At 70.8% G+C, this 13,468-nt stretch carries 10 protein-coding genes; 7 read left to right on the plus strand and 3 right to left on the minus strand.

Annotated elements, in window-relative coordinates; genetic code table 11:
* Positions 1-53: 53 nt before the first annotated feature.
* The 3 genes from KIH74_RS11025 to KIH74_RS11035 all read right to left on the minus strand — a co-directional run bounded on the left by KIH74_RS11025 (position 54) and on the right by KIH74_RS11035 (position 5,916).
* A complete protein-coding gene (locus KIH74_RS11025; RefSeq protein ID WP_214155757.1) occupies positions 54-3,293 on the minus strand; it encodes a hypothetical protein in 3,240 nt (1,079 codons plus the stop codon).
* A gap of 110 nt (positions 3,294-3,403) precedes the next feature.
* Positions 3,404-3,886: a hypothetical protein gene (locus tag KIH74_RS11030; protein WP_214155758.1), complete on the minus strand. Its 483-nt coding sequence runs from the start codon at positions 3,884-3,886 to the stop codon at positions 3,404-3,406.
* Positions 3,887-3,972: 86 nt separating this feature from the next.
* Positions 3,973-5,916, minus strand: a complete 1,944-nt coding sequence (locus tag KIH74_RS11035) for an acyltransferase family protein (RefSeq protein WP_214155759.1) — start codon at positions 5,914-5,916, stop codon at positions 3,973-3,975.
* A gap of 163 nt (positions 5,917-6,079) precedes the next feature.
* On the opposite strand from KIH74_RS11035, the gene KIH74_RS38510 reads away from it, so the two are divergent.
* Genes KIH74_RS38510 through KIH74_RS11070 form a run of 7 tightly spaced genes read left to right on the plus strand, consistent with a single transcriptional unit; the run spans position 6,080 to position 13,461 of the window.
* Positions 6,080-7,393, plus strand: a complete 1,314-nt coding sequence (locus tag KIH74_RS38510) for a glycosyltransferase family 9 protein (RefSeq protein WP_214155760.1) — start codon at positions 6,080-6,082, stop codon at positions 7,391-7,393.
* Positions 7,390-8,532, plus strand: coding sequence for a polysaccharide pyruvyl transferase family protein (locus KIH74_RS11045; RefSeq protein WP_214155761.1), 1,143 nt, complete (start codon positions 7,390-7,392; stop codon positions 8,530-8,532). Before KIH74_RS38510 ends, KIH74_RS11045 begins: the two co-directional genes overlap by 4 nt.
* Positions 8,529-10,040: a lipopolysaccharide biosynthesis protein gene (locus KIH74_RS11050; protein WP_214155762.1), complete on the plus strand. Its 1,512-nt coding sequence runs from the start codon at positions 8,529-8,531 to the stop codon at positions 10,038-10,040. The genes KIH74_RS11045 and KIH74_RS11050 overlap by 4 nt, the downstream gene beginning before the upstream one ends.
* 16 nt (positions 10,041-10,056) lie before the next feature.
* Positions 10,057-11,121: an SIS domain-containing protein gene (locus tag KIH74_RS11055; RefSeq protein WP_214155763.1), complete on the plus strand. Its 1,065-nt coding sequence runs from the start codon at positions 10,057-10,059 to the stop codon at positions 11,119-11,121.
* Complete coding sequence (locus KIH74_RS11060; protein WP_214155764.1) at positions 11,118-12,095, plus strand: bifunctional heptose 7-phosphate kinase/heptose 1-phosphate adenyltransferase; 978 nt, start codon at positions 11,118-11,120, stop codon at positions 12,093-12,095. Before KIH74_RS11055 ends, KIH74_RS11060 begins: the two co-directional genes overlap by 4 nt.
* A gap of 5 nt (positions 12,096-12,100) precedes the next feature.
* Positions 12,101-12,583, plus strand: coding sequence for a D-glycero-alpha-D-manno-heptose-1,7-bisphosphate 7-phosphatase (locus tag KIH74_RS11065; RefSeq protein ID WP_214155765.1), 483 nt, complete (start codon positions 12,101-12,103; stop codon positions 12,581-12,583).
* Complete coding sequence (locus tag KIH74_RS11070; protein ID WP_214155766.1) at positions 12,580-13,461, plus strand: glycosyltransferase; 882 nt, start codon at positions 12,580-12,582, stop codon at positions 13,459-13,461. Before KIH74_RS11065 ends, KIH74_RS11070 begins: the two co-directional genes overlap by 4 nt.
* Positions 13,462-13,468 lie beyond the last annotated feature (7 nt).

Genomic DNA, 13,468 nt, shown 5'->3' on the forward strand with positions numbered 1-13,468 from the left:
GCGAACTGCCCGCTGAACACCCCGACCCCCCACCGCCTGTGCCGCCTGCCCGGTCACGGTAGCGGCGGGCCCGGGGTGGAGGGGGGATGCGGGGCGGTGATGAGATCGAAGACCTGACCGCCCAATTCGGGCTCGACGGACAGAATCGCGCGAACCGTGACGTTGAAGCCCCCGACGGCCGCGGCGGCCGCGAGCCGGCGGGCCCTGCCGGTGTCGCCGGTGGCCAGGACGGCCTTGGCGATGGTGGCCAGGACCTCGGCCTTGCGGGAGTCGTCGGGCAGGTCGGCGGCCAGGGCGAGGGCGGTGTCGGTCTGGCCCTGGGTGGCGGCGGCCTCGGCGATGTCGGCGAGTGCGCTTGTTCTCCGGGCGGGGTCGGCGAGTTCGGCGGACAACTGGAGCGCCTCGGAGATATGTCCGGCCCTGGCGGCATGGCGCACCAGGTTGACGACGAGCGTCGACCGGATCCCGGGATTCTTCAGGTCGCCGAGCAGCAGGACGGCGCTGTCGACGTCCCCGCGGGCGAGCACGGCCTCGATGACCTCCGACCTGGCCTGGTCCTGGGAGTAGTCGTGGTCGATCATGTCGATCAGGTGCCGCGTCTGTTCGATGTCACCGGCCAGGAGCGGGATGAGGGCCAGCTGAGGGACGAGGGACTTCCATCGGTGGGAAGGACCGATGGCCGCCACCAGGCGCCGCACCGTGTCGAACTGGCCGGCCCGGGCTGCCTCCCGGGCGACGGCGGCCAGTGTCGGGGTGCGTTCGTTGAGATCGTCCAGTGAGAGGGCGATCTCGGCACTCTGGTTGATCCGGCCGTGCTCGGCCAGTGACCGCGCCACGTTGCCGAGGGCCGGTGTGCCGCCGGCTGCTGCGATGGTGTCGACGATCTCCTCCACCTGTGTGGCGAAGCGCGCTGCTCGCTGTTGCTGGCCGGCCTCGATCGCGGAGAGAGCAAGATCGGTGAGAATGATCGCGCGGTTGGTGGGTTCGTCGATCTGGGTGGCGATCTGCTCGGCCTGGTCGATCAGCCCGGCCCGGGCGAGGGCGCTCGCGTTCTCGGGGCGGTGCGCCATCCAGGAGGAGAGGTCGACCGCGGCCCGGGCGAGACGGGCGGCGGTGGCGTGCTGTTGTGCGGCGGCGGCGATCTCGGCGATCTCGGACAGGAAGTCTGCGGCGTCGTGCGGGTCTACGAAGCGCTTCAGCATCTCCTCCGCCAGCGTGAACCGGCCGGCTTCGGCGATGGTCCGGATCGCGCTGTAGAGCATCTCGTCGCCCAGGGTGTCGTAGAGCTCGGCGACTGTCTGCTCGGCCAGCGCGACCTCTCCGAGAGGGACGGCCAGTTGGAGCAGCGAACTGAGCACCATGTACCGGTCCGACTGGTCGTACGGCAACTCCAGAAGAGCCTGGATCTGGACGAGGCACCGCCGAGCAGCGTTCGACAGCCCGGCCCGCAGGGATATCTCCCCGATCTGGCACAGGGCGGACGCCCGGGAGGCGATGTCACGCACGCTCCGGGCGAGATCCATGGCCTGGGCCAGGGTTCGGTGTGCGGATTCCTGGTCGCTGCCCGTCGCCGGGGTCAGGGCAAGCCGGGCCAGGGCGGCAGCCCTGCGGTCATCCTCGTCGATGACGCCGACCACTCGGCCGGCCTCGGCCAGAATCTCCTGCGCCAGATCGGATCTGCCGAGCATGTCTGCGTTCTCGGCCACGTCGACGAGTGCGTTTACCCGATCGGTGCGGTGCGGGATCGCCTCGGCGCAGGCGAGGGCAGCCTCGATCTGTCCGGCCCCAGCTGCGTGCTGGGCCACGAAGTTCAGGGCCTGCGACTGAACCTGCGGATCGCTGGTTGTGCCGGCGATCCGGTAGGCCCGCTGGTACTCTCCGGCCTCGGCCAGGGCTACGACGAGATCGGTCACCGCGCTCGCCCACCCGTTCGTCCCCACCAGCGCCGAGCGGATCAGCCGCTCCGCCTCCTCGTACCGTCCCACCGCGATCAGGGTCAGCGCATGGCTTCTCGGCCCGATCGCCTCGCTCAGGGCCAGGGCCTGGCGGGTGCGGCCGAGCTTGGCCCAGACCACCGGGAGCTGCTCCGGGGTGTGCCGGTTGCGGTGTTTCAGCTGTTCCTGGTGCCAGGTCAGGCGCAGCACCTGGCTCAGGTCGGGCGCCGGGTCGGCGGCGATGGCCTTCAGCGCCGTGCGGGTCTCGGCCAGGGCGGCGGCGTCGCCGCCGGTGAGGGCCCGCATCAGGTTGTGCCGGGCCGACGATCCGGCCAGGGCGGTGAGGCGGTCGGTGTCCGCGGTGTCGGCCAGCAGCCGGAAGTAGCCGCCGAGCAGATAGGCGGGGGCCGGGTCGGGCCAGCCCCGGGTGTGGTGGTCGTGCGCCCAGGCGTGCAGCCGGGCCTGATAGGCCAGCAGGCGGTCGCGGCCGAAGTAGCCGGTGGCCGTGACCTGCAACTCCTGGTGGCCGAGCAGGAACACCACGGTGCCGGTGGCGTCGTCGGTCTGGCTGAGGAACGTGCGCCCGCTGTCGGTGTGCAGCACGGCCTCCACGTCCCAGCGCGAGGCGTCCGCCAGATCGGCCAGGTCGGCCACGGCCAGGCCGCCCCGGGCGGCGGTGAGCAGCCCCAGCACGTCCTGCTCCAGCTGGGTGCCGTCGAGCAGGCCGGTCAGTTCCTGCCGACTGAGACGGGCGACGTCCTCGGCGTGCGGTGAGGGGGCGAGCTCGCGCACCACGTCCGGGTCGCGCAGCGGATGTCCCAGCGAGACGTCGTGCGGCAGCGGGGGATTGGGTCGGCCGGCCACGATGACCCGCATCCCGGAGGGAGGGTGCCGGGGCAGCAGCCCGGCGATGCTGCGGGCCTGCGGACCGCGCAACTGGCTGCGGTCCTCGTCCAGCCCGTCCACCAGCAGCACCAGCCGCAGGCCGTCCCGGGCGCAGGCGCTCGCGGCCTGGTCGAGCAGGTGGTTCAGGTACACCTCGCGCCCGGCCTCGTCCACCAGGTCGGGCGTCGCGATGCCGAGCAGGTCGGCGAGCTGGCCGGTCACCGCCGTGACGAAGGCCGCCCGGGTGTCCTGCGAGCTCAGCCGCGCGGTGATGAAGAACGCGACCAGCCGCACCCCGGCCAGCACGTCGGCCGGCGGGCGCAGGAAGAAGTCACCGAGCAGCGCGGTCTTGCCGCTCCAGGCCGGGGCCTGCCACCACAGGTAGGCGGGCCCGTCGTCGGCGAGGCAGAACCGGGCCAGCACCCGCAGTTCCTCGTCGCGGTCGCGCAGCCGGCCGGGCGCCAGGTCGCGCACCTGACGCCGGTAGGTGGAGCCGGTCCAGAACGGGGCCTCGTCCGCGGAACCGGCGGGGGCCAGCGTGACCTGGCCGATGTAGGCGGCGTTGACCTGGGCGCCGGGGTGGTTCAGCCGTCCGAACGCCCCGGCCGCGAAGGGTCCGGCGGCACCTGACCGATGGTGACGTTGCCCATCGTGACCGCGGCGGCACTGCCGTGATCGGCGTGCACGCCCCCGGTCACGGTGATCGCCCCGGGCCCGGAAACCCGCTCGGCGTGCTGGATCTGCTGGATCAGCGTGGTGACGGCGGCGGCGAACAGCTCGTCCTTGCGCGCGGCGGCGGTCAGTTCCATCTCCAGCCGCTGCCGGGTCAGGTCGTCGACCCCGGAGACCCCATCGCCCCCGGAGACCCCGGACTGCTGGGCCTCGTCCTCCAGGTCGGCCAGCACCGCCTGCCCGGCCAGCTTGCCGGCGACCACGCCGTGCAGTTTCTCCAGGCCGGCGTCGAGCGCCAGGTCGACCTCCGCGTCGAGCCGCCCACCCGCGTAGCGGGCCTTCCGCACGGCCCAGGCGATCAGATATCCGGCGACGACCCCTGCTTCGATGACCAAGAACCCCACCCCTGATGACGAACCACGCGACGACAGGTCATGGTGTCAGTTAAGGGCGGTATGTGTCTTCTGCTCAACGGTCGGACTCACTGCCCCAGCGCCGCTCGCATCGCCGTCGCCAGCGGCTTCTCCAGCGCCGTCGATCCGACCGCGTTCAGGTGGTTGAAGTCGTAGTAGGCCAGCCGCCCGTCCACCACCGCCGAGCACTCCGAGGTGCCGCAGAACACCGGCCACGGGTCGAGCACCGTCACCCAGGGCAGCGACTGCGCGAACCGCTGCGACACCGCCCGGCTGTCGCCCGCGATCCGCTCCACCTCGGACAGCGATTCCGAACAGCCGAAGTTCAGCCACCCGCCCGCGCAGGCACTGGAGCGCGGGGAGCCCTCCTCGGCGAAGGCCGGGGTGTCCAGCGCGAACACCACCGGGATGCCGGCCTCGTGCAGCTCGGTCAGGGCCGGGCGCAGCGTCTCCAGCCAGTCCGGGTTACGCCTCAGGTGCGGGGCCAGCCACTGCGACAGCACCACCAGTGCCGGCCGGTCCTGCGATCCGGTGGCCCGGTCGAGCAACATCGCGGCGATGCCCGCGCAGTCGTTGCCCTCCTGCGACGGCGGCGCGGTGCGGGAGAAGCCGCAACCCGACCCGGTCAGCGCGGTGGTGCCGTAGCCCAGCCGCCCGGCCGCCGCGATCACGCCGTCGGAGAGCATGTCCGCGTGCGAGTCGCCGACGAGCAGGACCGTGCCCTTCTCGTCGTCCACCGATGATGTGCAGCGCGCGATGTCGGCCACCTGCACGGCGGTGCCCTGGATCATGCAGCCGTTGCGTCGTCCCCACGTGGTTGTCTGCTGGTCGGACGCGTACCGCGCCGCGCCCGGGATCACCGCCGGCCCGAGCACGCTGACCGCGAGCGCCAGCGCGGTGACGACGGCACTGGTGACCAGCCCGGCGCCGAGCACCCGGCGCGAGCGGGCGGAACGGAACCGCAGCGGCTGCTCCACCAGCCGGTAGCCAAGGTAGGCGGGCACCAGCGAGAACGCCGCCGCGAGCACCGGGGCGAGCGGGGCGTCGGGCCACAGCAGCTCGGCGAACACGATGGCCGGCCAGTGCCACAGGTACACGCTGTACGACAGATCCCCGAGCCACACCAGCGGCCCGACCGACAGAACCCGCTGCACGACACCGGTTTCGAGCGTCCCCGAGACGATCAGCGCCGCGGTCGCCAGCACCGGAATCAGCGTGGCGGGGCCGGGCCAGACCGTCGAGTCGTCGAGCAGCAGGTTCATCCCGACGAGCCCGGCCAGGCCGGCCAGGCCCAGCAGCCCCGAAACCCGGCTCAGGGCCGGCAGGTGACCCCGGCGGCGTCCACCCAGGGTCAGCAGCGCCCCCACCCCGAACTCCCAGGCCCGCGTGAAAGACGAGTAGAAGGCCAGATCGCTGCCCGACATCGCCAGGCACACCACGAAACTCGCCGCGCTGAGCGCGGTCAGCGGCAACGCCACCCGCCGCCACCGCAGGCACAGCACCAGCACAGCCGGAAACACCAGGTAGAACTGCTCTTCCACGGCCAGCGACCAGACGTGCAGCAGCGGATTCGTGGTGGCGGCCGGATCGAAATACCCTCCGGTCGAGCGCAGGATCGCGATGTTGCCCGCCGCCAGCATCGCCCCGATCGCCGTCTGCGCCACCATCGCCTGCGGCCCCAGCGGTGAGAGCAGCAAGAACGTCAAACTGAGGACGACGAGGACCATCACGGTCATCGCCGGCCACAACCGTTTCACCCGGCGCGCGTAGAAGCGGGCAAAACCGAAACTCCCCGCCGCGTGCTGCCTCCGGATCTGCGAGGTGATCACGAATCCGGAGATCACGAAGAACACATCCACCCCGGCGAAACCGGCCGGGACGAACGGGATCTCCGCGTGATACAGCACCACCAGCAGCACGGCGAGCGCTCGCAGGCCCTGGATGTCGCGGCGTGGGGCGGTGTGCGGGGTGGATGAGGCGATCGCGCCCTCCGGGGTGGCCGCAATCGGCATTCCATCTCCTGAACCGAGCCGTTCTGTGTCTGCCGATGCTAGGTGACGCAGCTACGAGAAGACCGACCCCTCCATGGCGCTTGCGGTAAGTAATGCTTCGGTCACGCTAAGGTGGTGACCGGTTCGGCACACCACCGCGATGCGCGAGGGGGATCGCTTTCGGGTGAACGGGATCGAAGGGCATGACGGCTGCTACCTCGCCGAGCACGGCACGGCGCCCGGGGCCGTCCCTGGCGTGCACGTTCCCACCCTTCGCCGTCGCCTGATCCACCCGGTGCGGGCGCGCACGTTCCGCACGATCGTCCGGGCCGGCCACGGCACCCGGGTCATCCCCGGCCCACAGCCGGGTCCGGAGCGGTCCGTCGTCGTCATCCGCACCGACGAGATCGGCGACCTCGTGCTCACCCTGCCCCTGTTCAGGGCGCTGCGGCAGGCATGGCCCGGCACCCGCGTCACCCTGATCGCCCGCCCTGGTCCCGCCTCCTTGCTACGGGGTACGTCAATGGTGGACGATGCGGTCGACTGGCACCCGCTGCCGGGCCGGCAAGACACCGTGCTGGGGCAGGGCCGCAGCCTGGCGTTCGCCCGGCAGGTGCTCCGCCGCTCCGGCCACCGGTTCGACCTGGCCGTGCTGCCCCGCCGCGACTTCGAGAGCCGCGGCGCCCGGCAGATCGCGGCCGCGATCGCCGCGCGCACCGTCGGCTTCGACACCACCGACCGGCCGATGACCCGGTGGGAGTTCGACGAGCGTGGCCTTCTGCACCAGCCGGTCTGCTCCGGCGACGGCACCGCCCACGAGTTGCGGCACACCGAGCGGCTGGCCGCCGCGCTCGGCGTCCCCCTCGACCAAGACGAGCGGCCCGGCCTGCACCTGCTGACCCGGGCGGAGCGCGAGCAGTCCCGCCGGAAACTCGGTGACCGGGCCGGCGCCAGGCTGGTCGTCACCCTGGGAGCCGGCGCCCCCAAGCGCTGCTGGTCGCCGGGCAGCTACGCCGCCGTGGTGGCCGCCGCCCATCGCACCGCACCGGTGCACGTCGTGATCGTCGGGGGGCCGGAAGACCGCGCGGCCGCAGTCACTTTCCGGCAGGCGTTGCCGCCGGGCATCCCGGTGACCGACACCACCGGCACCACCACCCTGCGTGAGACGCTCGCTCTGCTCGCCCACAGCGACGCCTACCTCGGTGGCGACACCGGCGTGATGCACCTGGCCAGCAGCGTGGGTGTGCCCTGCCTGGTGGTGAGCTGCCATCCGAAGCACGGTGACCCACACGCCAACAACGCCCTCAACCGTTTCGGCCCCTGGTCGGCGGGTTCCCGCGCGGTGACGCCGGACGAACCCGCGCCGGGATGCACCGACCAGTGCCGGGCAACGGCGCCCCACTGCATCCAGACCGTGCCCGAGCCTGAGGTGGCCCGGCAGCTGCTCTCGCTCTTGGCTTCCGTCGAACCGTCCCGACAGGTGGAGACCGACCCATGAAGATCGCCCTGATCAGTACCAAGGCCACCAACATCGGCGACGACCTGATCCGCCGGGGGGTGCGGCGGCTGGTCGTCTCCGCCCTCGCCGACAGCTACGACGGTGAGCTGCTCTGGAAGGTCGTCAACAAGCACCAGCCCTGGACGGTGTATCTCAAGAGTCAGGCCGCGCGCAGCGTCGTGGCCCGGATGCCCTTCGGGCAACGCCAGGTCACCGAGGCACTCACCCGGATCAGCCGCAGGACGGGCCGCGACACCGTGTTCACCGACGCCGATCTGGTGATCCAGTGCGGCACCCCGGTGATGTGGTTCGGCGTGCACGAGTCCGAGTGGCAGGGGCCGATCTACGACGACGCCCTGGGCCGCGAGGGCCGGCCTCCCACGCTGAATCTCTCGGGCGGTTCCTGCTTTCCGTGGATCGCGGCCCGGCCGGTGCAGCTGATCGGCGCCGACCGCATGGCCATCTCCACCATGCTCGACCGCTCCGACCTGTTCACCGCCCGCGACCGGCTGGCGGCCGAGGTGGCCGGTTCATTGGGCCGCCCGACCGAGGTGTTCTCCTGCGCCGCCATCCATTCCGGCGGTGCCGTGCCAGCCCCCGGTGACGGCGGCGTGCTGCTGGTCAACGTGATGCGCCGCGGTGGGCACTTCGACTGGGGTCAGAACCTCAGCTCGGAGAGCTGGCTGGCCACCGTCGACAAGGTGCTCGCCGAGCGCACCGGCCGCGACCGCATCCTCTTCATCTGCCACTCCGACGACGAACTGGCCCTGGCCCGCTCCCGCTGGCCGCAGCACGAGGCGGTGCTGCCGCGCAACACGGAGGAGTATTTGGAGGTCGCCCGCCGGGGCCGGATCGGGCTGGTCAATCGCATGCACGCGGCCGTCACCCTGGCCGGCCTGGGCATCCCGGCGATCGGGATCGGCACGGACACCAGGCTTCTCATGGTCGAGCAGGCCGGGCAGCCCATCCGCTACGTCGGTGACGCCGAGGCCGACGAGCTGATCGAGGCCCTGGCCGACCTCGACACCCATCGCCTGGTCTACCGGGAGGCCCTGCTGGAGAACGAGCGCCGGTCGTTCGAGGCACACCGACAGCACCTGCTCGATTCGGGCATCCTCGGCCGGGCCGCCGGCCGGTGAACGGCCGCGTCTACCGAAACATCGGATGGAACGGCCTGTTCCTGCTGGTGCAGACCGCGCTGGCGCTGGCGGTGGTGCCGCTGTTGCTGCACGGTGTGGGGGAGGCCGGCTTCGGCGTCTACTCGTTCTTCCTCGCCCTGCTGGCCGCCAGCACCCTGATCCAGGCCGGGCTGGACCTCGCGATGTCGCGGTCCGTCGCCCGCTTCCGTGGTGACGGCGACCGTGACCGGCTGCACGCGGAGCTCTCGTTCGGCTACGCCTTCGCCCTGGTGGCGGGGTTCGTCGAGGCCGGCACCGTGCTCGGGCTGACGCATTTCACCTCGCTGGTGAACGAGCAAAACACGGCCGTGACCGGAGCGCTGAGCCTGGTGTTCGCGGCGTCGCTGATCATCACCGGCCCGCTGTCGGTGGCCCTGGCCGTGCTCTCCGGCCTGGAACGCTTCATGATCCGCAACACGATCCAGATCCTGCCCGTGGCAGCGGGTCTCGTCGCGGCCCTCGCACTGCAGATCTGGGACGCCGGTGAGCTCGGGATCGTGGTCTACGCGGCTTCCGTGGAGATCACCCGGGTGCTGGCGTACCTGGGAAACCTGTTCTGGGTGAACCGCCTGCTGCCGCACCTGTCCGGGCTGGCAGCCCGGGGCCTGTACCGGCGCGACGTGATCGCCTTCCAGGCAAAACAACTCGGCAACCAGCTCGCCGACTACCTCTTCTACACCTCCGACCGGCTGATCCTCCAGGGGGTGGCCGGTGCGGTGGTGGTGGCGCACTACGCGATCGCGGAGCGCCCGAACACCCTTGCCCAGGCCGTGATCTCGACGCCACTGGTGGCGATCGTGCCGTCGATGGTGACCGCGCTGGCCTCGGGTGACCGCGACTACCTGCGGCGCATGCTGACCTCGGGAACCCGGCTGTACCTGTGGGTCACGCTGCCGGTGCTGATGGCGATGCTGGTCTCGGCGCCCGACCTGATCACGCTGTGGGTGGGAGAAGGTTACGACGACAGCGCCCGCATCGCGCAGGTTTTCGTGATCTGCATGCTGGCCGCCGGGCCGTTCAAGATCTACAGCCACTACCGGCTGGCCGAGGGCACGAACGGGTTCATGACCGTGGCCAAGCTGTCGTTCGCTCCGCTCAACGCCGTCACCAGTTACTTCCTCGCGGTGCAGTGGGGGCTGATCGGCGTGGTGGTGCCCACGGCCGTGTTCTACGCCGTGATCTATCCCGGGTTGTGGATCGCCAGCATGATCCGGCGCGGCGAGCTGCTGCCCTACGCCCGCACCTGCGCCCGGCCGATGCTGGCCGCATGCCTGTCCCTCGTCGTGATGGCCTCTCTCGAAGCACTTCTGAGTGGTCCGGGACTGCTGGCGGCGGTAGGGACGGCCGGGCTCAACGTCGTCCTCAGTTTATTGATCTTCGCCTTCGCCGGTGGAGGTCTGCGTGCGCTGCGCACCCGCGCGGATGTCAACGTCGTCGAAATCCCTGATCCCTCACCGGTGAAGGTCTGAGCTGAGAAGGATGGGCATGGACATCGTCATCGCCGAGTCGCTGCGCCAGTCGGCGCGGGTGAAGACCCGGGCTGTGGACACCGCCGGGCCCCAGGTGGCCGAGGCCGCGCGCCGGCTGGCGGACTGCCTGGGCGGCGACCATCGCGCCTTCATCATCGGCAACGGCGGATCGGCCGCCGACGCGCAGCATTTCGCCGCCGAGTTCACCGGCAAGTTTCAGCTTCCCCGTCAGCCGCTGCCGGTGCTCGCGCTGAGCACCGACACCAGCGCCCTCACCTGCATCGGCAACGACTACGGTTTCGAGGCGATCTTCTCCCGGCAGGTGGAGGCCTTGGCCCGCCCCGGTGACGTGCTGATCGCGATCAGTACCAGCGGCAACTCCGAGAACGTGGTGCGCGCTGCCGAGGTCGCCCAGGAGAACGGTGTTTTCGTGATCGGGATGACCGGGGAGCGCACCGGTCTGCTCGACGCCCACGCCGACCTGATGATCAAGGCGCCGTCGTCGAGCACGGCTCGCATCCAGGAGTGCCAGATGACGATGCTGCACATCATCTGTGACCTGACCGAGCGCATCCTGCTGAGGGCCGGGAGCCCGGCCGTCACCACGTCCGGGCTGCTGCCGCACGAGCTGCTCGAGATGCGGGAGGAATGGCGCCGGCAGGGCCTGAGTGTCGTCTCCACGAACGGCTGCTTCGACGTGATCCACGCCGGGCATCTCGATTCTCTGTCGCGGGCGGCGTCTTTCGGTGACGTGCTGGTGGTGCTGATCAACTCGGACGAGTCGGTGCGCCGGGCGAAGGGCGAGAACCGGCCGATCAACCCGCAGCGGGCCCGGGCCGGTCTGCTCCAGGCCCTGGGGCCGGTGGATCACGTGTTCGTGTTCGAGCAGGACGACCCGGCCGAGGTGCTGGCCGAACTGCGGCCTGACGTGCACTGTAAGGGCGAGGAGTACGCGTCCGGGCGGTTCCCGGTGCCGGAGAAGGAGGTCGTCGAGCGGTTCGGCGGCCGGATGGAGTTTCTGCCGCGCACGATCGACGTGTCCACCACGGCGATCCTCGACCGGCTGGAGGTGATCCGATGAGGAACGAGTGGCTCACCCCGCGCCGGGCCCTGGTGGTCGGCGACGTGATGCTCGACGTGTTCACCGAGGGCCAGGCGAGCCGTCTTTCGCCGGAGGCCCCGGTGCCGGTGGTGTTGCAGGACCGGCGTAGCTGCACCGCCGGCGGCGCGGGCAACGCGGCGGTCAACCTGGCCATGCTGGGCGACGAGGTCTGTCTCGTGGCGGCGGTCGGGGCGGACGCGGAAGGCGAACTGGTGCGGGAGAGCCTGGCCGGCCGGGGCGTCGACGTCTCCGGCCTGCATACCGGCCCGGGGCCGACCACCAGCAAGCACCGCGTGGTGGCGCGTGGGCAGCAGCTGGTGCGGCTCGATGTCGAGGACCCGTCGCTGATCGACGACGACGTACGGCGCGCCTGCCTCGACGAGGTGCGCGCCCGGGTGGAATCCGTCGACGTGGTGATGATCTCGGACTACGCCAAAGGGATGTGCCGGGCGGAACTGTGTTCCGAGGTCATCCGGATCGCGAACATCGCCGGTGTTCCCGTGGTCGTCGACCCGAAAGGTACGGACTACGGCCGCTATCGGGGTGCCACGCTGATCACGCCCAACCTCGACGAGCTGGCGGCGGCCACCGGGGAACACCACACCACGCTGCACGACCGGGCACGGGAGCTGGTCGACCTGCTGGGGTGCGCGGTGCTGGTGACCCGCAGCGCCGAGGGGATGTCGCTGTTCGACGGCTTCTCGCCGGAGGTGCACCTGCCCACACAGGCCCGCACGGTCTACGACGTGACCGGCGCCGGCGACACGGTGGCGTCGGTGATCGCAGCGTTCCTGGCCCGGGGCCTGAGCCTGGACCGGGCCTGTGCCGTGGCGAACGCCTGCGCGGGGGTGGTGGTGGGACGGCGCGGCACCAGCCCGATCACCCGGGAGGAACTTCTGGAGGCCTGGGACGGCCTGTCGCACAGGGATTCGGCGCTGGAGTCGGCACTGTGATGCCTGTGACACGTGCTGTTCTTTTCGACCGCGACGGCACGCTGATCCGCGACGTGCCCTACAACGGTGATCCCGACCTGGTCGAGCCGATGCCCGGGGCGGTCGAATGCGTGCGTGCCCTGCGTGAGCTCGGCCTGGACCTGGGCGTGGTCACGAACCAGTCGGCGGTGGGCCGCGGGCTGATCCATTTCGAGGACGTCGAGATGGTCAACCTGCGGGTGGAGAGGTTTTTCGGGCCGTTCGGCACCTGGCAGATCTGCCCGCACGCGCCCTGGGACGGGTGCGAGTGTCGTAAACCGCTGCCGACCATGGTGGTTCAGGCGGCGCGCCGACTGGGGGTGAGGCCGGCGGAGTGCGTGATGATCGGCGACGGCCCGCAGGACGTCGAGGCGGCACGGGCGGCGGGTGCGGTTCCGTTGCTGCTGGGGTCGGGGCTGCGCTGGCCGGATGTGCCGGCGATGATCACGGGGACACGGGTGATGGTGTGAGAATCAAATCGGGCGAGTCGGTCTCGGTCGAGACCGATGGCATCGAGGTGGTGCACCGCGACGATCCGGCGCCGGTGCTCACCGTCGTGGTCTGTGCCTACAACGATCAGGAGCGGGTGAAGCCGACCGCGGCGAGCATCGCGCGGCAGTCGAGTCTCAGCGGCGTCCAGACGCTCCTGATCGACGGCGCCTCCAGCGACGGCACGATCGAGGCAGCCCGGGCACACCTGCCCGGCCTGACTGTGTCGTCGGAGCGGGACGGCGGGGTGTACCAGGCGATGAACCGTGCGCTGGTGCTGGCGCGGGGCGAGTACGTGTACTTCTTGAACTGCGGCGACGTGCTGCACGACGACCGGGTGCTGGAGCGTCTGGTCACCGAGCTGCGGCTGCTGACCCGGCCGGTGCCGTTGCTGGCCTGCCGGGTCCGGCATCTGGACGGCGGCCGCGGCGCCCCGTTCGTCACCCGCACCATCCCGTTCAGCCTGTGGCGGCTGCTGCTCGGCCGGCAGGACTACAACCACCAGGCGATGATCTTCCACCGAGTCACTTCGCTGGCCGCGGGCGGCTTCTCGATGCTGCACGGGGTGGCGGGCGACTATCACCTGATCCTGCGGCTGGCGCTGATGCGGGCGCCGATGACGCGGGAGATGGTGCTCAGCGATTACGAGGGCGGCGGGCTGAGCGCCGCCGACGCGCACCTGATTCCCCGGCTGCACGCGGCCGTGCGGGAGGAGGTGCTCGACCTGAGGGGGCCGTTGCGCCGGGTGAACCGGTGGTACGGGAGCTTGCAGTCCCTGAGGCGGGAGACGATCCGGTGGAGACGTCGCGAGCAGGCACACAAGCGGAGTGGGACGGGTCCGGTCAAGAGTGTCGAGTAGGGGAGAA

It is taken from the genome of Kineosporia corallincola, from assembly GCF_018499875.1.
In the GTDB taxonomy this organism is placed as follows: domain Bacteria; phylum Actinomycetota; class Actinomycetes; order Actinomycetales; family Kineosporiaceae; genus Kineosporia; species Kineosporia corallincola.

Coding starts and splice junctions, on each gene's coding strand:
- KIH74_RS11035 (WP_214155759.1), bottom strand. CDS start 5,916: ATGCCGATTGCGGCCACCCCGGAGGGCGCGATCGCCTCATCCACCCCG.
- KIH74_RS11045 (WP_214155761.1), top strand. CDS start 7,390: ATGAAGATCGCCCTGATCAGTACCAAGGCCACCAACATCGGCGACGAC.
- KIH74_RS11055 (WP_214155763.1), top strand. CDS start 10,057: ATGGACATCGTCATCGCCGAGTCGCTGCGCCAGTCGGCGCGGGTGAAG.
- KIH74_RS11060 (WP_214155764.1), top strand. CDS start 11,118: ATGAGGAACGAGTGGCTCACCCCGCGCCGGGCCCTGGTGGTCGGCGAC.